At 29.5% G+C, this 21,904-nt stretch carries 17 protein-coding genes and 1 riboswitch; of the genes, 14 read left to right on the forward strand and 3 right to left on the reverse strand.

Annotated elements, in window-relative coordinates:
- Nucleotides 1-324 precede the first annotated feature (324 nt).
- From COL3_RS07865 to COL3_RS07880, 4 genes are all read left to right on the forward strand, one after another.
- Entirely contained in the window at nt 325-2,433 is a 2,109-nt protein-coding gene (locus COL3_RS07865) for a cell division protein FtsA (protein ID WP_035283735.1), read from the forward strand.
- A 53-nt stretch (nt 2,434-2,486) separates the two neighbouring features.
- On the forward strand, nt 2,487-3,668 hold the full coding sequence (locus tag COL3_RS07870; RefSeq protein ID WP_008425631.1) for an amidohydrolase: 1,182 nt from the start codon (nt 2,487-2,489) through the stop codon (nt 3,666-3,668).
- 91 nt (nt 3,669-3,759) lie between these two features.
- Nucleotides 3,760-4,734: an RluA family pseudouridine synthase gene (locus tag COL3_RS07875; protein WP_008425632.1), complete on the forward strand. Its 975-nt coding sequence runs from the start codon at nt 3,760-3,762 to the stop codon at nt 4,732-4,734.
- A 9-nt stretch (nt 4,735-4,743) separates the two neighbouring features.
- Nucleotides 4,744-6,363, forward strand: coding sequence for a polysaccharide biosynthesis protein (locus COL3_RS07880; RefSeq protein WP_008425633.1), 1,620 nt, complete (start codon nt 4,744-4,746; stop codon nt 6,361-6,363).
- A gap of 111 nt (nt 6,364-6,474) precedes the next feature.
- Here the strand turns inward: COL3_RS07880 and spoVB are convergent, their stop codons facing one another.
- The gene (gene spoVB / locus COL3_RS07885; protein ID WP_008425634.1) at nt 6,475-7,974 is read right to left on the reverse strand and encodes a stage V sporulation protein B; all 1,500 of its coding nucleotides are present in this window, start codon (nt 7,972-7,974) and stop codon (nt 6,475-6,477) included.
- A 227-nt stretch (nt 7,975-8,201) separates the two neighbouring features.
- On the opposite strand from spoVB, the gene COL3_RS07890 reads away from it, so the two are divergent.
- The 3 genes from COL3_RS07890 to COL3_RS07900 all read left to right on the forward strand — a co-directional run bounded on the left by COL3_RS07890 (nt 8,202) and on the right by COL3_RS07900 (nt 11,829).
- Complete coding sequence (locus tag COL3_RS07890; protein WP_008425635.1) at nt 8,202-9,509, forward strand: PQQ-dependent sugar dehydrogenase; 1,308 nt, start codon at nt 8,202-8,204, stop codon at nt 9,507-9,509.
- Nucleotides 9,510-9,641: 132 nt separating this feature from the next.
- A complete protein-coding gene (locus COL3_RS07895) occupies nt 9,642-10,196 on the forward strand; it encodes a hypothetical protein (protein WP_008425636.1) in 555 nt (184 codons plus the stop codon).
- Entirely contained in the window at nt 10,171-11,829 is a 1,659-nt protein-coding gene (locus COL3_RS07900; RefSeq protein ID WP_008425637.1) for a B12-binding domain-containing radical SAM protein, read from the forward strand. Before COL3_RS07895 ends, COL3_RS07900 begins: the two co-directional genes overlap by 26 nt.
- Before the next feature lie 98 nt (nt 11,830-11,927).
- Here the strand turns inward: COL3_RS07900 and COL3_RS07905 are convergent, their stop codons facing one another.
- Nucleotides 11,928-12,734, reverse strand: coding sequence for a hypothetical protein (locus COL3_RS07905; RefSeq protein ID WP_008425638.1), 807 nt, complete (start codon nt 12,732-12,734; stop codon nt 11,928-11,930).
- Nucleotides 12,735-13,195: 461 nt separating this feature from the next.
- Here COL3_RS07905 and COL3_RS07910 point away from each other — a divergent pair, with 461 nt between their 5' ends.
- The 6 genes from COL3_RS07910 (at nt 13,196) to COL3_RS07935 (ending at nt 19,858) form a co-directional block, all read left to right on the forward strand.
- The gene (locus tag COL3_RS07910) at nt 13,196-13,351 is read left to right on the forward strand and encodes a zinc-ribbon domain-containing protein (protein WP_008425645.1); all 156 of its coding nucleotides are present in this window, start codon (nt 13,196-13,198) and stop codon (nt 13,349-13,351) included.
- Between the two features lie 149 nt (nt 13,352-13,500).
- On the forward strand, nt 13,501-13,926 hold the full coding sequence (locus COL3_RS07915) for a GNAT family N-acetyltransferase (RefSeq protein WP_008425647.1): 426 nt from the start codon (nt 13,501-13,503) through the stop codon (nt 13,924-13,926).
- A gap of 377 nt (nt 13,927-14,303) precedes the next feature.
- The gene (locus COL3_RS07920; RefSeq protein WP_008425650.1) at nt 14,304-15,326 is read left to right on the forward strand and encodes a DUF1646 family protein; all 1,023 of its coding nucleotides are present in this window, start codon (nt 14,304-14,306) and stop codon (nt 15,324-15,326) included.
- 183 nt (nt 15,327-15,509) lie between these two features.
- A complete protein-coding gene (locus COL3_RS07925) occupies nt 15,510-16,460 on the forward strand; it encodes an MraY family glycosyltransferase (protein ID WP_008425652.1) in 951 nt (316 codons plus the stop codon).
- 136 nt (nt 16,461-16,596) lie between these two features.
- Nucleotides 16,597-16,709, forward strand: a riboswitch (SAM riboswitch).
- Between the two features lie 76 nt (nt 16,710-16,785).
- Nucleotides 16,786-17,460: a methionine synthase gene (locus COL3_RS07930; RefSeq protein ID WP_035283739.1), complete on the forward strand. Its 675-nt coding sequence runs from the start codon at nt 16,786-16,788 to the stop codon at nt 17,458-17,460.
- Nucleotides 17,450-19,858 carry a homocysteine S-methyltransferase family protein gene (locus COL3_RS07935; protein ID WP_035283749.1) on the forward strand — a complete coding sequence of 803 codons (2,409 nt, stop codon included), beginning with the start codon at nt 17,450-17,452 and terminating at the stop codon, nt 19,856-19,858. The genes COL3_RS07930 and COL3_RS07935 overlap by 11 nt, the downstream gene beginning before the upstream one ends.
- 230 nt (nt 19,859-20,088) lie before the next feature.
- Here the strand turns inward: COL3_RS07935 and COL3_RS07940 are convergent, their stop codons facing one another.
- The gene (locus COL3_RS07940; protein ID WP_008425659.1) at nt 20,089-20,892 is read right to left on the reverse strand and encodes an MBL fold metallo-hydrolase; all 804 of its coding nucleotides are present in this window, start codon (nt 20,890-20,892) and stop codon (nt 20,089-20,091) included.
- A gap of 256 nt (nt 20,893-21,148) precedes the next feature.
- On the opposite strand from COL3_RS07940, the gene COL3_RS07945 reads away from it, so the two are divergent.
- Nucleotides 21,149-21,700 carry a hypothetical protein gene (locus COL3_RS07945; protein ID WP_008425661.1) on the forward strand — a complete coding sequence of 184 codons (552 nt, stop codon included), beginning with the start codon at nt 21,149-21,151 and terminating at the stop codon, nt 21,698-21,700.
- The last annotated feature ends 204 nt before the right edge of the window (nt 21,701-21,904 follow it).

Below are 21,904 nucleotides of genomic sequence, written 5' to 3' on the forward strand. Positions count from 1 at the left end.
TTATATAATTTTGTAGTTAAACATTATATCCCATATCATTTTAGCAGAGGTAAGGGAATAAGTAAACAAGCTAACTCTAGTTACATAAAGAAAATAACAAGTCCAAAAAGCCATAATTAAAGATAGGCTCGGTAAATGAACTTGTTGTTATTTTTAATTATATCTTAATAAAAAATCCAAACAAATATTTTAAGACATTGTATGAAATTAGCTTATAATATATAATTTATAGTATATTTATGTAAAAGTTTAAGAATATTAATTTAGAATTTTCAAATGGAGTGCATACTTCCGATAAATAAAACAATAAAGGTTGTGTTTATTATGGAATTAAAAAGATTTAATCAAAAAGATATAATTTTTGCATTAGATATAGGAACAAGATCTATTATAGGAACAGTAGGCATTATAAAAGATAAGAAGTTCCAAGTAGTGTGCGAAAAATATTTAGAACATGAAGAAAGAGCTATGGTGGACGGTCAAATACATGATATCACGTTAGTTGCTTCTGTTGTTCAAAAAGTTAAGAACTATCTTGAAGAAGAACTGCAAATACAATTAAATGAAGTATCTATTGCAGCTGCGGGTAGATTCTTAAGAACAATTGACGTAAGATCAGATATTGATCTTAATGAAGATGAAGAGGTAAATAAAGAAATAGTAAGAAGCTTGGAATTAAGTGCTGTGAAAAAAGCAGAGGAAGAAATATCTGCTACAACTGAAGGTAAATTATACTGCGTAGGATATTCAGTAAAGAACTTCTATTTAAATGGTTTCTTAATATCTAATCTAATAGGACACAAAGGTGAGAATATTGGTGCAGAAGTAATAGCAACATTTTTACCAAGATCCGTAATTGACTCTCTTTATGCTGTAATGAATAGGGTAAATTTAAAGGTGGTAAACTTAACTCTAGAACCAATAGCAGCAATGGAAGCTGCCATACCAAAGAACTTGCGTTTATTAAATATTGCCTTAGTAGATATTGGTGCAGGTACTTCAGATATAGCCATAAGCTCAAAGGAAAGCATTTCTGCTTATGGAATGGTGCCAATGGCAGGAGATGAGATTACTGAAGCCATTGTTCAAGAATATTTAGTAGATTTTAATACTGCTGAAAATATAAAAAGATCTATAGTAAAAGAAAAAGAAGTGACATATATTGATGTTTTAGGATTAGAAAATATATTAGCTTCAGAAAATGTGTTTAAACTAATTAACAATATTGTTTCAAAAACTGCAGAAGAAATATCTAAAAAGATCTTAGAATTAAATGGCGACAAGGCACCTAGTGCTGTATTTTTAGTAGGGGGAGGAGCACATACACCAGGAATATTGGAGGCAATTTCTGAGAAACTAAAGCTTCCTGCACAAAGAATTGCAATAAAAGATAGGCAATCAGTGACTGAATGCATTTCAGATAATAAATTGGGCTCTGCTGGAGTTACTGTACTTGGAATAGCACTAGCTGCAATAAGAAGCTTAGGAAATGATTTTATTGATGTAAATTTAAATAATGATCCAATTAGTTTATTTAACTCTCACAAACATACTATAATGGATGTACTGCTTCAAGCTGGAATAAATCCTTCTTTACTCATAAGCAAGAATGGGAAAAGTGTAAGGTTTACTTATAATGGATGTAAAAGAATTGTTTTTGGCGAATATGGAGTTAATGCAAAGATTACAATTAATGGGCAGGAGGCTACACTTGAAACTGAAGTTAAGGCAAATGATAACATAATTCTAGAATATGCCCAAAATGGAAAAGATGCGGCTCCAAAATTATCAGAGAATATTAGGAATATAAACTCTATATCAGTATATTTAGATAAAGAAATAATTAATATTGAACCAATTATACTTGTTAATGGTGAAAGAGAAGATTTAGATTATATAATAAAAAATGGTGACGAAGTAAATGTATTTTTACCATGTAAAGCTCACGACTTCAAAAGATATATTTTAAATGAAGATGTAAATATTTATATGGATGGTAACCTTCTTGAAGATGATTATGAAATATCAGAAGGGAGCTATTTAATAAAAGAAGCTAAGGTACAAGAAGAAAATAAGATTAATGAAAAAATTATAGTTGAAGAGGACACTATAAAAGAAATAAATAAAGAAAATGCTAGTGAATATGCTGATCTAAATAATGAAGATAAGTCAGACAACAATATTGATGAAAGACAAAAGGAGATTGCAGTTACAAAAGAAGAATTACCTAGTATAACAGTAGTTGTAAATGGAAATAATGTAACATTAAAAGATAAAACACAATATCTTATTGTTGATATATTTAATTATATAGATTTTGATTTAACTGTGGCAAAAGGCATAATAAATTTAAAGCTAAATGGAGAAAAAGCAGCTTATACTGCCATAATAAAAGAGGGAGATATTATTGAGGTTTTTTGGAGTGATAATTAATTACCCCAAATTTTAGTTTGAAAGATTAATGTAATTATGGAGGAACCAAGAAAGTGATAGATTTTAAGAAAGAAGCTAACTTAATAAAAGAGGAACTTATAAAGATAAGAAGGGACTTACATGAACATCCAGAACTTGGATTTGAAGAAGTAAGAACATCGAAGGTAATTAAAGATTTCTTGGAAGCTAATAATATTCCATATATTGAAGTAGCAAAAACAGGAGTATGTGGAATTATAAAAGGAACAAAAGAAGGAAATAATAAAACTATAGCATTAAGAGGGGATATAGATGGTCTTCCTATTAAAGATATGAAAACTTGTGAATTTAAATCTAAGATAGATGGCAGGATGCATGCTTGTGGTCATGATGCTCATACTACAATACTTATGGGTGCTGGAAAGATATTAAATGATAATAAAGATAAGTTTTCGGGAACTGTAAAATTACTATTTGAACCTGCAGAAGAAACTACAGGTGGAGCAACTCCAATGATAGATGAAGGGATTTTAGAAAATCCTAAAGTTGATTGCATTCTTGGTCTTCACGTAGATGAAGAAACAGAATGTGGAACTATAAAAATAAAAAAAGGTGTTGTTAATGCGGCTTCTAATCCATTTAGTATAAAAATTACAGGTCAGGGAGGTCATGGGGCATCACCTCATACAACTGTTGACCCCATAGTTATTGCAAGTCATATTGTAGTGGCCCTTCAGACAATAGTAAGTAGAGAAATAGCCCCCGTAAATCCTATAGTTATAACTGTTGGAACGTTACATGCAGGGACTGCTCAAAATATTATTCCAGGGGAAGCAGCTTTAAGCGGAATGATTAGGACTATGACAAAAGAGGATAGGGCATTTGCTATACAAAGATTAAATGAAATTGTGAATGGAATTGCAACAATGTCGAGAGCTAAGGCGGAAATTAAGATAGAGGAAAGCTATCCTTGTCTTTATAATAGTGATGAATTTGTAGATTTAGTTAGTGATAGCGCAAGTGTGATTTTAGGTAAAGAAAATGTTTTAGAGCAAAAAGCACCTAAAATGGGAGTTGAAAGCTTTGCGTATTTTGCTAATGAAAGGCCAAGTGCGTTTTATTTCTTAGGTAGTGGAAATAAAAATAAAGGAACTACAGAGCCTGCACACAGTAATTTATTTGATATTGATGAAGATTGCCTTCCAATTGGAGCTTCTATTCAAGCCTTAGCAGCATTTAATTATTTGACAGATTAGTTACATTTAAGGGTATTGTTGTAAATAAAATTGACAATATCCTTAAAAAACTAGATAATGCTAAGGGTAATAAAATTAGGAGTGATTGTATTTGAAGATAGAAATAGGTCCAAATGAAGCAGGTCAGAGATTAGATAAATTTTTAAGAAAATTATTAAAGGATGTACCATTGAGTGCAATCTTTAAAGCTTTGAGAAAAAAAGATATAAGAGTTAATGATAAAAAAGAAAATGAAAAATACTTTTTGCAAGAAGGAGATATAGTAGAAATTAGATACATTCAAAGCAAAAAGGAAGATAAAACTGACAAGTTTATCAAAGTTAATGCAAAAGGAATTAAAATTGCATATGAAGATGAAAATATATTAGTGCTTGAAAAATGGCCTAATATCTTGGTTCATTCAGATACCAAGGAAAGCGAGGAACCAACACTTACAGATTATGTACTATCATATTTGAATGATAAGGGAGCTTATGTACCAGAAAATGAATTGACTTTTACACCAGCAGCTTGCAATAGGTTAGACAGAAATACAGCTGGTATTGTTGTTTTTGGAAAAACTTTTGAAGGATTGAAATGTATCAATGAAGCTATAAGAGAAGATGAAATAAAGAAGTATTATTATACTTTAGCAAAAGGCAAAATAAGAAACGGACTTTATGAAGCGTACATAGTAAAAAATCCAGAAACTAATGTATCTAAGATTTATGACAGTGAAGTTGAGAATTCTAAAAAAATAGCAATGGAAATAACTACAGTAGAAACAAATGGTGCATATTCACTTATAGATATTAATTTAATAACAGGACGAAGCCATCAAATTAGGGCGCACTTGGCGCATTTAGGAAATCCGATAATTGGAGATAATAAATATGGAGATAAGAAATTAAATTCATTTTTTGAGAATAAATATGGTCTAAATTATCAATATTTATATGCTTATAAATTAAATTTTAGAAAAATTAATGGTAAGCTTGAATATCTAAAAAATAAGACTATAGCAGTTGCATTACCTCCAATGTTAAAAAAAATAAAACAAGATGTGTTTAAGTTTTCGCTTAGATAGGAGGTAATTATGGAGGAAAGATCAGCCAGTAGTAATAGAGGCTTTTTAATTCTTTCAGTAGCGGGGATTTTATCTAAAGTAATATCAGTATTTTATATACCACTCCTTCAAAGAATAATAGGTCTTGATGGATATGGTATATATCAAAATTGTTATGAAGTATTTTTATTTGTATATGCAGTTACAAATTTAGGAACTCAGCCAGCTATCGCAAAAGTAGTAGCAGAACTTACGGCTCTAGAAAAACCTAATGATGCTATAAGGGCACTTAAGATATCTAGAACTCTTTTGGCTTTAGCTGGTGCTATATTAACAATTTTCTTAATGATATTTGCATTTCCTATTGGGAAAGCGATAGGCAACCCTTCAGCATCTTATGGAATTTTAATGCTTGCTCCAAGCATATTTGTTACATCACTTTTATCATCTTATAGGGGGTACTTCCAAGGTAGAAATAGTATGACGGCTATCGCTGTATCTCAAGTATTAGAGCAAGTTATAAATATTGTAATTAGTTTGGCATGCGCTTATATTTTAATGAAAGTAAGTGTTGAATATGGCAGTGCTGGAGGTACTGTAGGTACTTCAATAGGCGCTCTTATTGCATGTCTTTATATGGTTTATATTTATGGTAAGAATAATTTTGAAGAAGAAGCTATAGAAGCTCAACATAATAATAATACCAAGAGAGTAAGGACTAAGCATATAATTAGGAAATTAATAAAATACGGACTACCGATTACTTTGAGTTCTGGGCTTCAGAACTTCGGTAGCTTAGTAGATATGGTGAATGTTAACAGCAGATTAGCATTTGCAGGATTCACCGCAGAGCAATCTCATGTCCTATATGGAGTTTTAGGAAGATATAAAACTTTACTTTCTGTACCTCTAATAATAGTGACAGCCCTTGGGACAACCGTGTTGCCAGCTGTAGCTGCTGCTATGGCATTAAAAGATAAAAAAGAAGTAAGAAGAAAAACTACTTTTGCTTTTAGAATAACGTTTATAATTACAATACCTGCAGCAGTAGGGCTTGCGTGTTTAGCTCAAGAAGTTTTTGAATTATTATATGGAACAACCCAAGGCTTTGAATTGATGGTATGGGGATCAGTAGTATTAATTCTTATGGCCGTTGTATCTATTCAAACTGTTATACTTCAGAGTATGAATAAACTTTATTTTGTTCTTGGTACATTTAGCATAGGTATTATTGCTAAAATAGTAGCTAATTATATATTAGTAGGAATGCCAGATATAAATATTTTAGGAGTAGTAGTAGGGAATTTCTTATGGTTTGCTATACCGTTTATCTTAAACCAAAGGGCTTTAAAAAAAGCACTTAGAGTAAAAATACCAATGTTAAGAAATATAATAAAACCACTTGCAGCTTCAATAGTAATGGCTGGAACAATATTAGCAATAAGAGTACCTGTATCAGAAATACTAATAATAACCAATCAAAATATTATTATAAAGGGAATCTCGACTTTAATAATGATTTCTGCTGGAGGATTCGTATATTTATACTTAATGGTATTATTAGGGGGGATTATAAAGAGCGATATTGCTAGTGTGTCATCTCGCATTTTTACCTACTTACCTAGATTTTTAAGAAAAAAGTTAAAATAATTATTTAATAATTGAAAGAAAATAGTACTCTATTGTGTGTCGTTGTAAATTATTTTGCAACGATACGCAATAGAGTATTATTTCTTTTATAGTAGAGGAACAGGTACTTGCTTAGTCTCCGCTTTCTCCAAAAGTTCCAAGATATGCAAAAGCCGAGAACACAAGACCCATGATAACAAAATTGTTAATAATTAGCGAGTGGGTTAACATGTGCTTTGAAAATATATTTATAATTAAGAAGATAAGAAGGCCAAGCAGTATATAGATTACGATATTTGACTGACTTAAATTAAGTTCAATATGTTTATTTACTTCATACATATTAAGAATAAAGCCTATTGTGCATGCAATCAGCATAGTTAAGCTGTATCCAAATATATTTATAGAATGAATAGCAGTAAATATGTATAAACATATTAATTCAATCACAGCTTCAATTAATGAGTTCCTGAGAATTATACTTTGCCTATTAAGACCGTTCAATACCCCGAACATAGTTACAGCTGGAAAAAATATTGGTGCTGTAAGTGAAGCAAATCTAATATATTGACCTAAATCATTTCTTCCATAAAACATTTCACCTAGAGAATTTGGAATTACGTTACAAATAATTGTAGTTGCTATTCCAAGTAAAAATGCGACTTTGAGTACTTTTCTTATTCTGACAGAAGCTTCGTATTGTTTTCCGAGTACTAGAGATTGTGAGAGATCAGGAATTAGCAATGTATTAATTGTAGAAACCACAATTAATGGTATGGTTATTATGCTAAGTGCCATACCTGTATATTTTCCTATCATACTTAGAGCCTCAGTATAATTAAAACCAGCAACTAGTAATCGCCTGGGAACAATTAAGGTAGATAGTGTTCCTAAAATATTAGTTAAGAAACCATTTAAGCAAAGTGGTATTGCAATAATTACAACATCAAAGAGAAGCTGAAAACCACTTTCAGGTACTTCGTGAGAACTCGGCATTTTGTTTATAGAATACTTATAATAAATATAAAGAAAAATTAAGCTTTGAAATTCTCCTATGCATAGTGCAACAGTAGCTAGGGTTACCATGCCCTCTAAGGTTTGAGCATTAGTTAAATAAATAAGTAAACTTACAGTTAAAATCCTCATGGCTTTTTCGCAAATATCAATTATGGCAGGTACTGTGATTTTAGAGGTTCCATAAAAATATCCCTTAAGTATATTTGAAATTGCTATGCAAACCATAGCTGGGCAGATAACTTTTATGGCATTTATAGTTCTTGCATCGTTCACACCGTATTTTCCAAGTAACGGAGCGCAAAGAAATACTATAATTCCTATTAAAAATGCCCAAGATATGTTAAATAAAGATACAACTCTAATAGTTTTCACTATATTATTATGGTCACCATTCTGAGAATAAACAGCGGTTATTTTAGAAATGGATGCAACTATACCTGCTGTCATAAGACATATAAATAAATTGTAAATAGGCATGACCAAATTATAAAGTCCCATTCCTTCAGCACCTAAGACTTTAGATAGATATATTGAAAAAATAAAGCCCAATATACCAGTAGTAACATTTGATGATATTAATAAAAAAGAATTCTTAACAAAATTATCTTTATCCACGGCTCACTCCCTCCTTCCTTTAAACCACTATAAACATATTCAAATAATGTGTTAAATATGAGACCTTTACGAAATAAATTAATTTACTTAAGTTTTCATAATTAAATCTTTTAAGTTATTAGAAAAGGGAGGTCTTATTTTGATAGATTTACAATATAAATTTAATAGGAAATTTTTATTTGTTACAAAATTACATAATTACATTAAAGCAGTAAGGGGAGAGTGAAGTGAGAAGGTTTCTAAAATTTTTAAGTGTTTCGGTCATAATCGTTGTAGTAGCATTTGGAGTATTTAGATTTTCTAATGAATATAGAATGAACACATTAAAAAATAACATTAGTTGGAGTGTTGCATATAAAAACTGTAAAAATTCTGTAGCTTTCGATAAGGATGAAAATAAAAACACCTATGTAGCTTATGATAATTATATTAAGGTCATTAGAGATGACGGAAGAGAAGAAACTTTACTGCAAGATAAATCCTTAAAAATAGAAAATATAATTTATTATAAGAGTAAGTTATACTTTATTTCAAATTCTAGCTTATATGAATATGATTTAGGAAGTAAAAATTTAAAATCAATTTTGGATAAGATACCTTCTGAAGGAAAATATCTGGATAGAAACCTAATTATTAAAGATTCAAAACTTCTTTTATCCATAGGAAGCGCTACAAATTCAGGTGTGGCTACCTATGACAGCAAGTATTCCCCTGATAAGATTCCTTATGATAAAAGTTCAATAGATATTACATTAAATGGATTTAATTATGGAGAAAAGAAAACAGGTGCTTTTATGCCATACGGGAATTCCAGTGAGCAGGGACAACGAATAAAAGCGCAAAGTTTAGCCAATGCTTGTATTGTCGAAATAAATTTAAGTAATAATAAGGCAGCATTATATTCTTCGGGAATAAGAAATATTAAAGGCTGGGATTTAGACAGTGAAGGAGTTTTATATGGTATTGTAGGAGGTATGGAGAACACTGGAGAAAGGCCTATTAATAGAGACTCAGATTATCTTTATAGAATAGATAAAGGTAAATGGTATGGATGGCCGGATTTTAGCGGCGGAGATCCTATTACTTCCCCTAGGTTTAAAGGTGATAAGTTAGTTTCTAATCTTATATCTAATCCTCCCAATAAGATTGTTCAAGCACCTGTTTATCAATATTCAGATGTAGGGATAATAAGATATTTGGCTATAGATAAAGAAGGCAGAATATTAGATAAAAATTCAAAAATATATTATGATAGTAAGGAAAATGTTATAGCTTCAATTGGTACAAATAATGTTGTATATAACTTATTAAAATTAAAAGATATAAGCGACATAAAAGGAATAAAATATTCAGAAGGGGATATTTATATATTAGACAGTGGAGTTGGCTGTATATATAAATTACAATCAGAGAATTTGAATCTAAAGTTTAACTTACCAATGTCGATTTGGATATTTATTTTTGTATTTCTATTTATATTAACTTGTTTGATTATTTATAAATTGTATTCCCGAAAAATGAAAATAACTAAATAAATTATAAAGCTGCTTTAAAAAATATATTTTTAGAGCAGCTTTATTTGAAATTTTAAAAGGTTTCATAGTTAAAGTTATGGAAAATAGTGGTAAAATATAATTATCAATATTGAGAAGTATGGAGGAATAACTATGGGCAAAACATTAGTAATAAATTTAGAAGATGTTGTTTTACAAGGTGATGTATTAGATGTAGGGGAAAAAAATCTTGGGATTATATATAGCATATCAAAAGAAGTGGAGGATGAATTATCACTAGACTACGTATCTAGTGATACTAAGATAGAATTAAAAAGCAGAGAATATGATGCTTGCACATTCTTTTTTGATTTAAACAAAATGTGGACCAGTTTAGAAAAAGAAAAATTGATTAAAGAAATAAGTTCATATTTGAAAGAAGATGGCGAAATATATATTTGGGATATAAATAAGGAAAGAGGAAAAGTATTTAACAATAAAATAAAGGTTATATTACCAAATGAAAAAGTCAAAGAATTTATGTTTAAAAATTTAAACATACTTTCAAGTTCGAATATTGAAGAAATAAAAAAAATTCTTGAAAAATATTTCGAAATAGAAGAAACTAAAGCATGGGAAGATGTTTTTTTTATAAAAGGAAAGAAATTGAAGACAAAAGTTAAAGTAGAGGAGAAAGTTAATTATGAAGGTATTAATTACAGCAATTGACTCTAAATTCATTCATAGTAATTTAGCTGTTAGATATTTAAAGAATTTTACTAAGGATCTTGACTATGAAGGAAAGATAAAAGAATTTACTATAAATGATAGAGAAGGAAGAATATTAGAAGAAATAATTAAAGAAAAGCCAGATATAGTAGCATTTTCAACTTACATTTGGAATGTTGAACTTATTTCAAGAGTTGCTAATTTAATTAAAAGAGTAGATTCTAATATAGAAATTTTATATGGTGGGCCAGAAGTTTCATTTGATTCAAGAAGCTTTCTAAAGAATAATGTAGGAGAATATGTTATTGAAGGTGAAGGGGAAAAGACTTATAGGGACTTCATTTTATATAAATTAGGTAAAATTAAGTTAGAAGATGTTAGAGGCATTCATTATAAAATTAATGATGAGGTTTATTCAAATGAAAAGCGTCCTCTTATGTCTATGGATGAAATAGTATTTCCATATGAGGAAGATGAAGATTTAAGCAATAAAATTGTTTATTATGAGGCTTCAAGGGGATGTCCCTTCAATTGCAAATACTGCCTATCGTCTACAAGTCATGGAGTTAGATTTTTAGATATTAATAGAGTATTAAATGACTTAATGTACTTTATAAATAAGAAAGTTAGATTGGTTAAATTTGTTGATCGTACATTTAACTGTAATTCTAAATTTGCTATGGCTATATGGGACTTTTTAATAAATCAAGATACAAATACTCAATTTCATTTTGAGATATCAGCAGATATATTAAAGCCTCAGGAAATAGAACTTTTATCAAAGGCTCCAAAAGGAAGATTTAGATTTGAAGTTGGAGTGCAAACAACTAATGACGAAGTTTTAAGAAATATAAATAGGTTTGTTAATTTTAGTGATATAAAAGAAAAAGTTTTAGAAATTGAAGCGTTAAGAAATATAGACCAACATTTAGATTTAATAGCAGGACTTCCAGGAGAAGATTATGAATCTTTTAAAAAGTCTTTTAATGATATGTATGAAATAAAACCAGAAGAAATACAACTTGGTTTCTTAAAGTTATTAAAGGGGTCTTCCATGAGAGAAGATGCAGATAAATATGGAATGGAATATTCACCATACCCTCCATATGAAATTTTAAGAACTGATAAACTTTCTTATGAGGAACTATTAAAGCTTAAGAAAGTAGAAGAAATGGTTGATAAGTATTACAATTCTCAAAAGTTTAAGCTTATAATTAAGTATTTTGAAAATAAATTTGAGAAACCCTTTGATTTTTATTATAGCTTAGGCATGTTTTTTGAAAAGCAAGGATACTTTAGCAAAAATATAGGAAATGCAGAATATTATAAAGTATTTTTAGATTTTAATGAAAATGTATTAGAAGAAAGCAATGAATATTTAAAAGAAATTATTAGATTTAATTACTTAATATTTAATAAGAAGCGTGGATTACCTGACTTTTTGAGAAGTGATATGGAAAAAGAAGAGGAAAAGAGCATTAAGGAAAACCTTAAAGAGCAATATTCTTTTAAAGAATATCATTTGGAGAAATTTAATATTGACATAGAAAAATATATTGAGGCAGGAGAAATATTAGAAGAGAATACTTACTATCTATTTAATGATAAAGCTGATTATATTAGATGCATTTAATAAATTTGAGTGTAGGTTTAAAAATATAAGAAGTAAAATACCTGATGGTTGCTAAATAAGATATTATCAGGTATTTTTATATATCATATAATTCATAATCAAAATTTTCTATGGAAAAATGTACATGGTGTATTTACTACACACTTTCCACATACATCACTGCCTACACTATTTGGCTTTTCTCCAGATTCATCGGTATAAGAGCTTCCGAACTCTGTATATAATTCTGCATTTTTCAAAAGTACCACATAGCATTTATGCCTGTCATATCCATCTAAGCTCAATGCGCCTGATGGACAGTGTTTTACACATACTCCGCAGCTTCCATTCTTTTTATATAAGCAAAGGTTATCTTCTAAAGGTGAATCTGCTTTAATATCTAGATTGGTTACAATGGTACTATATCTTCCACAGCATCCAACCTTAGTTATAAGCATATTATTAATACCAAAGGTTCCGAGGCCAGCAACTTTTGCAAAATGCCTATGAGACCAATTACTTTTTAATATCTTTTGGTCAAAGGTAGAAGCTTCTGGCGAAACATTTGCATGATATCCAAGTTTCCGCAGTTCTGAAATTACATGTTCATTCAACTTAACAAACATTGCATTAGTTTCTTCATAGGCTAGAGCCCATTCAGGGGAGGCAATATCTCCAGGAGTTTTATTTGTATTAGCCAATTCCTTAGTGAATGGGACAAAATATGCTATTACAATTGATGCATCAGATATTATATCGGTAGGTAGGCAATGAGTTGGTGTAATGAGTTCTTTTAAATTTAAAATGTAAGGATGATTGGCATCAGCAAAGCCTACTAATGGCTCACCCCATTTAGTTGAAATATCATTTTTACCCTCGTATTCTTTGACAAAGTTTCGTATCATGTTAGTGATTTTTTCTTTCATGCTAAAGCACATCCTTTCTTTATACAAGTTTGTTAAATTAAGACTTGTTATATTACTTGACAGAGCATAAATAAAAAAGTTAGATTAATTAAACTTACTTACTTATAAAATTTTAAAGACAGAAATTTATATAGGATTTCCATATAAAAATACTATACTTTAAGCAAAATATAGTGTATACTACAATAAATTTATGAATGTTTAAAATACTATTTATAATGTATTATATTAAGAGTTATCTTACAATCTTTTTCTATAATTTAATCATTCATAAATTACAAATATTAGGAAACTAAGAAATATAAAATAAATTTTAATAAAAAAAGGTTGCTATTTAAAAGAAAAGCTGATACAATAAATATTGTAATAAAAAAGGTTTTTTATAGATATTATGCATTTCTCCTTTTAGAGAATTATATGAATCGATATTAATCTTTGAATTTTAAAAGGAGGAATTAAATATGCAAGATAAGACTTTAGTATGTAAAGATTGCGGAAATGAATTTGTTTTCACAACTGGAGAACAAGAATTCTACAAAGAAAAAGGTTTCGATAACGAACCTGTAAGATGTCCTGATTGTAGAAGAGCTAGAAAGCAACAAAATAATAGAAGATAGTTTTTGTTATTTTAAGAGTTATAAGATTTTCTTATAACTCTTTTTTGCATATAATTTCAAAGTATTAAATATATAAAAAATACGCAATATAATTATCAGATGTATTTTAGAAAAAATGATATGTAAATAAACGAGATGGGGGAGAGAAAATGAATGATGAGATAGTAATTCAAGCAATGAAAGAGTCAGATATAGATCAAGTAATAGAGTTATGGAACAAAATATTGAACTCTTCATTTTTACAAAGTTCTGTTACAAAAGAAGAGTTGATACAGTATATTGAAAGAAATCCAGATGTTAGCTCAGTAGCATGTGCAGATGATGGAAAAGTAATTGGAGTCTTATTATGTGGTCATGATGGGATAAGGGGATTTATCTATCATATTGCAGTACATGATGAATATAAGGTTAATGAAATTACTAACAGAATGTTAGAGCGTTCTTTATCAAAACTCAAAGAAGCCGGTATAAAAAAGGGGTTTATATTTACACAAAGTAATACCCATGATATGGATGAAACTTTTAATTCTATAGGCTGGGTTGTAATTCCTAATAAACTCCAATTTGAAGTATGATATTGGAGTTTTAAGAATCAGTGTAATATTTAGTTCATTTGGATAAGATTGGTATATAATTTTGACCTGTTGAGGTCTTTAACCTTGATGCTTACTATAAATATTTATATATGTATATATTTTAATACTTTTCTATTTAAATATGTACATAGAAATCTTTAATTATATTTTTCTAGAAATATAGTTTTATAGGAATATGTGTAAATATTATTAAAAAAGTAAATAAGATGGAATTTGATTAACGTATTTATAAGGAACTTATCTTAATAAAATAACTTTATTAAAACTTTGAACTTAAAACCATTGAAAAAAATAATTATAGCATGTACAATAAACAGAATAAAGTAGCGTATGTCTAAAATAGGGGAGAGAAAATAATGTTGTACGTGTTGATTCTGCTTTTATTAATAACTTTTGTGTTACCAATTATATCAAAGAAGGTTGAGGAGAATCTTGAACCCTTTTTGTTTTTGATAGGGATTTTTGCGGCTATCACATCAGGAGTTTTAAGTAAAGATCTATTTATTAATATTTTTCAAAATAAATTTATGTACGCAATAGTAGCAGCTGTATTAATAGGTGGATTTTTATTTAAAGAACTTACTGATCATATAAATCTGGTATTAACAAATGTGTTAAAATATATCCCACTAAAAATTTTTGTTTTTTTAGTTATTGTGTTTTTGGGAATCCTATCAAGTGTAATAACTGCAATTATAGCATCACTTTTCCTAGTGGAAATAATCAGTATGCTTCCTATTAGCAAAAAAAATAAAATAAATATTAATATAATTTCTTGTTTTTCAATTGGTCTCGGTGCAGTATTAACTCCTATAGGCGAACCATTGGCAACAATTCTAGTTTCAAAGCTTAATGCAGATTTCTGGTTTCTATTTAGTGAGTTTGGTGTTTATATTATTCCTGGAATACTAATTTTGGGCATACTAGGAATGTTGTTTGCTAAGGAAGAGAAAATTCAGGAAGAAAAAGGCGAAGAGGTTATTTTCAAAGAAACAAATAAAACTATAGTGGTAAGAGCACTTAAAATTTTATTATTTGTAATAGCGTTAGATTTACTTGGTGAAGGATTTAAACCTATTATTGATACATATATAATAGCTCTTGACACTCGCTATTTATATTGGGCTAATATGTGTTCTGCTGTTTTAGATAATGCAACATTAGCTGCTGCTGAGGTAAGTGTTAAAATGTCAGAATTACAAATTAAAGCGGTACTGATGGGACTGCTTATTAGTGGGGGAATGATGATTCCAGGCAATATACCTAATATTATTTCCGCTGGGAAATTAAAAATCAAGAGCAATGAATGGATTAAATTAGGTGTTCCACTTGGGCTCTTTATTATGATTATTTACTATGCAATTTTATTTGTTATATAGAACATGATTAAGATTAAGGTTACTTTATACTAAGCATCTCTGATTTTGCTTAGTATAAAGTAACCTTAATAATTTTGTAATTGATATAAGATATCTTTAATAGTATAATCAAATAGGAAGTAAACGTATATGGCATACTTGGATATAATTTACTTCCAGATACTTTACTAAGGAGTAGGAAATATGGATTATATTTTAGCAATGGTAGTTTCGCTTATAATTGCACTAATTGCCATGCCATTTCTTATGAAACTATCTAATAAATTGCATTTTACAGATAAGCCTAACAAAAGAAAGCAGCATAAGGCACCAACACCACTATGTGGAGGTGTAGCTTTATATATTGGTTTTTTTATCCCGTATTTTATATTTTATAAAGATGATACAAATCAGCAGATAACAATATTTGTAGCAGCAACTATGATAGTATTAATTGGATTAATAGATGATTGGTATAAATCAAGAGGAAAAGAATTTGCTATATTTCCAAGATTAGTTATTCAATTATTATCGGCAATTTTAGTATTTAAAGCAAATATCGCTTTTGTGGGGTTTACTAATCCTTTTACAGGTTATTATGTAGAACTAAATTCAACTATACAATTTATTCTTACAATAACATGGATATTTGGAGTAACAACAGTGATAAACTGGTCTGATGGTATGGATGGATTAGCAGGAGGTTTATCATTAATATCAGCAATTACATTTTTTTTAGCAGCAATTATATTAAATCAAAATCAATCAGCATTAGTATCAGTAATTTTAATTGGAACCATTCTGGGATTTTTATATTATAATAAGTTTCCTGCAAAAGTATTCATGGGAGATTCAGGAGCAAATTTTTTAGGCTTCATCTTAAGCATTACTGCCTTGGACGGTGCCTTTAAGCAAGCAACAGTTATGAGCTTATTTATACCTATATTAGCTTTAGCAGTACCTATTTTTGATAATTTGTTTGTGATCTTTAAAAGATTTCTTGAAGGAAAACCTGTATATCAAGCAGATAGAAGTCAAATACACTTTAGATTAGAAGAAAGAGGTTTTACAAAAGTTCAAGTTATTAATTACATAATGTTAATAAGTTTAACCTTTAGTATAGCTTCTATAATTTTGTTATTAATAAAGCGGTAATACAATTGGTAGTTGAAGAAAAAGTAATATTAAAAAGTAATTGTATATGTTTCTATCTTTTAACAACTTTGAGTTTTATTATAAACATAAAATCTTTACAAAGAAGATTTTATAATATATAATGACTAATAATAAGAACTTATCAAGAGCGGTGGAGGGACTGGCCCGAAGAAACCCAGCAACCGGTGTATTTTAGTATAAAGTATACTTGGTGCTAAATCCAGCAGCGTAAGAGCTGAAAGATAAGGTGTTTTAGGGAATGTTAAGCCTAAGGGAATGCCTTTAGGCTTTTTTTATTAGCTAAAAACAATAAATAAATGGGGGGATAGAAATAGAGATAAATAAAGATGAAGTACTTAGATATCTAGGGTATAAAGGACAGCACATAGACGAAAATTTAAGTACAATAATTGATGAATGCAGGGAAGAAATTAAAAAAATTATAACTCCCAGAGTCATTTATAGCTATAAAGAAATAAAATCAAATAGTGAGGGTATAGAAGTTATTTCTACTAATCTAATTTTAAAAGGTAAGGATATAACAGAGCACTTAAAAGATTCAAAGGTATGTGTATTAATGGCCGTAACCTTAGGAAATGATGTAGAAAAAAGAACTAGATTATATGAAAAGATTAATTTAACAAAAGCACTTATTTTTGATGCTTGTGCTACAACGGCAGTTGAAGAAATTTGTGATGCAGTAGAAGAAGAAATTAAAGAAAAGGCTCTTGCAGAGGGCATGGACATAACCTATAGGTATAGCCCAGGATATGGAGATTTATCTTTAGATATTCAAAGTAACTTTTTAAGAGCATTAGATGCACAAAAAAAGATAGGGCTTACAGCATCAGAAAACAATTTATTATTCCCTAGAAAATCTGTCACTGCAATAATTGGAATTGTAGAGAGTAGAAATAAAAAAAATAAAAGAAGCTGTAAAGAGTGCAGTAATTATGAAAATTGCAGCTTTAGAAGAGAGGGCGAAAGTTGTGGAGATTAAAGAATATATAAAAAATAACATATTAATATTTGATGGAGCAATGGGAACTATGCTTCAGAGGAAAGGATTAAAACTTGGAGAAAATCCAGAACTTCTAAATATTAAAGAACCAGATATAATAGAAGAAATCCATAAAGAGTATATAGAAAGTGGTGCAAATGTAATAACAACTAATACTTTTGGAGCAAATGAACTTAAGTTAAAACTTTGCAATTTGGAAGTTGAAGATGCAGTAGATGCAGCAGTTAAAATAGCAAAAAAGGCAAAGGGAAGCAGCAACACATACATTGCTTTAGATATTGGACCAATTGGAGAACTTTTAGAGCCAATGGGAACGCTAAGCTTTGAAAGAGCATATGAAATTTTTAAACGTCAAGTAGTTCAAGGTACTAAATCTGGTGCAGATATAATTTTAATTGAAACAATGACTGATTTATATGAACTTAAAGCAGCTATACTTGCAGCAAAGGAAAATTCAGATCTGCCTGTATTTTGCACAATGACTTTTGAAGAAAACTTAAGAACATTTACCGGGTGCTCACCTGAGGCAATGGTACTTGTATTAGAGGGATTAGGAGTAGACGCTCTTGGTGTTAATTGTTCTCTTGGTCCAAAACAATTAAAACCTGTTATAGAGGAAATATGCAGTTTAGCACATATTCCAGTAATGATTCAGCCAAATGCTGGACTTCCAACTTTATCAATAGGAAATGAAACAAAATATGATGTGACTAAAGAGGAATTTGCAGATACTGTATGCAGCTTTATTGATTTAGGTGTTAGAGTAATTGGAGGCTGTTGCGGAACAACTCCAGATTATATAAAGGAATTAAGTAAAATAGTTAAAGACAAAGTAGTTACCCCAGTAGAAAGAAACAACTACTATTCTGCAGTTTGCACACCATCAAAGGTTGTTAGAATAGATGGAGTTAGAATAATAGGTGAAAGAATTAATCCAACAGGTAAAAAAATATTTAAAGAAGCATTAAAAAATGGAGATTTAGATTATATTTTAAATCAAGCTGTTTCTCAAATTGAAGCGGGTGCACATATTTTAGATGTAAATGTTGGACTGCCTGAAATTGATGAACCAAGCATGATGCATAAGGTTATAAAAGAAATACAAGGTATAATGGATACACCGCTTCAAATAGATTCATCTGATCATAAAGCAATAGAAACTGGACTTAGATATTATAATGGAAAACCTATATTAAATTCTGTTAATGGCGAAGATGAAGTGCTAGATAAAATTCTTCCTTTAGTTAAAAAATATGGTGCAAGTGTTGTAGGGTTAACTTTAGATGAGAGAGGTATACCTGCGAAAGCAGAAGAAAGATTTGAAATTGCTAAGAAAATTATAAGTAGAGCAGCAGAATATGGAATTAAGAAAGAAGATGTATTTATTGACTGTTTAGTTTTAACTGTATCAGCACAGCAAGAAGAAGTTCAAGAAACCTTAAAAGCTGTAAGGATGGTTAAGGAAAAGTTAGGAGTCAAAACAGTACTTGGAGTTTCGAATATATCTTTTGGACTTCCAAATAGAGAATTAATTAATGAAACTTTCCTAGCTTTAGCTCTTGCAAATGGACTAGATTTACCTATAATCAATCCTAATGTAAGTGGAATGACAAGAGTTATTGATTCTTATAATGTTTTATATAACTATGACAAAGGTGCAGAAGTATACATTAATAATTATGCTAATGTAGAGTTAGCAACAGAAGTTACTGTTAAGGGTAATGGGACTGCTAAGAATAATAGTACTTCAAACGAAGAACATGATTTAAAATATATTGTTGTTAAAGGCTTAAAAGAAGAAGCCAAGCAGGCTACAATTGAACTTTTAAAAGAAAAGAACGAGCTTGAAATAGTTAATGAATATTTAATTCCAGCCCTAGATGAAGTTGGAATTAAATATGAAAAAGGTGAATTGTTTTTACCTCAACTAATACAAGCTGCTGAAACAGTAAAAAATTCTTTTGGTATTTTAAAAGCTGAAATTGTAAAGAATAATTCAAAGACCATTTCAAAGGGAAAAATAATAGTGGCAACTGTAAAAGGTGATATCCATGATATAGGAAAGAATATAGTTAAAGTTATTTTGGAAAATTATGGATATGAGATGATAGACTTAGGAAAAGATGTTCCTATTAAAACTGTTGTAGAAGAGGCTAAAAATCATAATGTATCCTTAATTGGGCTAAGTGCACTTATGACAACAACCCTTAAGAGTATGGAAGAAACAATACAAGCCTTAAAAGAAGATGGGTATGTAGGAAAAGTGTTTGTTGGAGGAGCAGTACTTACTAAAGATACAGCTGAGAGAATTGGAGCTGATTTCTATGCAAAAGATGCAAAAGAATCTGTAGAAATAGCAAGAGAAGTATTAGGATAATATTTAAGTAAGGATTAATTTAAATTATAACTTAAGCAGCCGAAAGGCAGAAGCAAGATGCAAGTTATAAGTTAAGGAGGAAATTCCCTGGAATTTCTTAAAGAAATGTTATTTTATGAAAAGCCTTTGGCTTTTCTTCCTTAACTTATAATTTAGCTCTTATAACTTATCACTAATTTCTCAATCCACATGCAATAAAAATCACAAGCAGAGAACAAAATTATCAGTTGTTATAACGTAATCACATCTAAATCATCTGGCATATATATGTTTCCGTGAAATTCTTCTTTACCTTCTGCTATGTATAATTTTTTTCTATTCTCTAAATCTTTATCCTCTGTATGATATAGAATAACATTTTTTACATTCAATTCTTGAGCGTTCTTGCAGGCATCTTTTGCGGTAGCATGATGTTTTTCGTAAGGTTTAAATATGTCCCTTTGGGAATAAAGGCAAAATGCTTCATGAAGTAAGTAATCTACATTCTCGCAATAAGTTTTAACAGTTTCACGGTAAGGTTCATCCCCTAAAAAGGTTAAAGATTTACCGTTTAAAAGTAAAGTTTTAAATCCATATTGAAGATCCTTTGTGCTATGTATATCAAAAAAAGTTATAGGTCTATCTAAGATAGATGTTGAATAACTATCGTCTATTTTATTAAATACTATTCTATTGTCAAATAGCTTTAAAAATTTTTTCTGAAGGACAAATGAGCATATTGTTTTTATAGCATCTATAGATGTTTCATGACAATAAATATTTAAGTTTCCAGTGTATTTATCATTTAAAATACTTTGAGCCGCAGCACGAATAACCCAAACACTGCCCAATATATGATCATTATGATTATGAGATATAAACATATTATGAATTTGATTAATAGAGATATTTAATTTCTCTAAATTAGCAAGTATAGTGTTACCACCGCCTGCATCAATAAGGAAGTGTTCATCATCCTTTGATAAAGTAAAACATGTATTATAACATTTTGTAACCATTGCAGAGCCTGTACCGAGTATATTTATTTTTTCCATCTTCAATCTCCTCGCATAAAGATAAGAATATAAAAGATAATATAATTAAGGGTATTTCTTATCTAAAATCATTAGTTGTTAATTTAATTTAATTTAGTTATAATTATAAAAATTATATAGGATAATTACAAGTACTATATACGGTTTTTCATTCTAAAAGTTTGTCCATAAAATTAATCAAAAGGATTTACTTATGCCTATACATGATATATACTAGTGTATATACAGACAATTGAGCGAGGAGGGAACAAGATAAATGAATAATAAGATAAGACAAATGGTATATGCAGGATTGCTCACAGCATTAGCAATTATAATTCCTATTCAATTTGGATTTTTAAAGATAGTTATTCCACCATACTTTACAGCAACATTGGCTGCACATGTTCCAATGATGTTATCTATGTTAATATCACCGTTTGTAGCAGTGGTAGTTGGAATAGGTTCAACAATCGGCTTTTTAATAGCAGGAACACCAGCACCTGTAGTGGCAAGAGCGGCAACACACATTGTAGTTGGAGGTGTTGGAGCGCTGATAATTATGAAAAGTAAAAGCTACGTTAAAGCAGTAGCAATTACAGCGCCTATTCATGGAATTTTAGAAGCTTTAGTAACAATACCTTTTGTAGGATTTGGGCCTAGTGTTTATATAATATTAATAACCACAGTTGTTGGTGCAATGTTACATCATTCAGCAGATAGTATTATTGCCTATGCAATAGTTAAGGCAGTTGCAAAAGCAAGAAACAAAAGCATTTATAATGTTTTTGGAGAATTTAGAAAACAGCAATATAGTTGTATGAAATAGTGATTCCAATTAAAATATAATAATGATTAACCATAAATTGAAAATTTTCTATCTAAAAGCTCATTTGCATATATAAATATGTAGTGGGCTTTTTTATTCTTTAGGGATTTATACTGCAGTAAAATCTGGCATAACTTATTTAAAAGAATGTTTAATTAGGTTTTGTATGGAAAAAGAATAAAAAAGAAATCTTATTCGCCTGCC

The organism is Clostridium sp. LS (assembly GCF_002760435.1).
GTDB lineage: Bacteria > Bacillota > Clostridia > Clostridiales > Clostridiaceae > Clostridium.

Coding starts and splice junctions, on each gene's coding strand:
- COL3_RS07925 (WP_008425652.1), top strand. CDS start 15,510: ATGGATTATATTTTAGCAATGGTAGTTTCGCTTATAATTGCACTAATT.
- COL3_RS07945 (WP_008425661.1), top strand. CDS start 21,149: ATGAATAATAAGATAAGACAAATGGTATATGCAGGATTGCTCACAGCA.
- COL3_RS07920 (WP_008425650.1), top strand. CDS start 14,304: ATGTTGTACGTGTTGATTCTGCTTTTATTAATAACTTTTGTGTTACCA.
- COL3_RS07905 (WP_008425638.1), bottom strand. CDS start 12,734: ATGAAAGAAAAAATCACTAACATGATACGAAACTTTGTCAAAGAATAC.
- COL3_RS07940 (WP_008425659.1), bottom strand. CDS start 20,892: ATGGAAAAAATAAATATACTCGGTACAGGCTCTGCAATGGTTACAAAA.
- COL3_RS07865 (WP_035283735.1), top strand. CDS start 325: ATGGAATTAAAAAGATTTAATCAAAAAGATATAATTTTTGCATTAGAT.
- COL3_RS07880 (WP_008425633.1), top strand. CDS start 4,744: ATGGAGGAAAGATCAGCCAGTAGTAATAGAGGCTTTTTAATTCTTTCA.
- COL3_RS07915 (WP_008425647.1), top strand. CDS start 13,501: ATGAATGATGAGATAGTAATTCAAGCAATGAAAGAGTCAGATATAGAT.
- COL3_RS07900 (WP_008425637.1), top strand. CDS start 10,171: ATGAAGGTATTAATTACAGCAATTGACTCTAAATTCATTCATAGTAAT.
- COL3_RS07910 (WP_008425645.1), top strand. CDS start 13,196: ATGCAAGATAAGACTTTAGTATGTAAAGATTGCGGAAATGAATTTGTT.
- COL3_RS07895 (WP_008425636.1), top strand. CDS start 9,642: ATGGGCAAAACATTAGTAATAAATTTAGAAGATGTTGTTTTACAAGGT.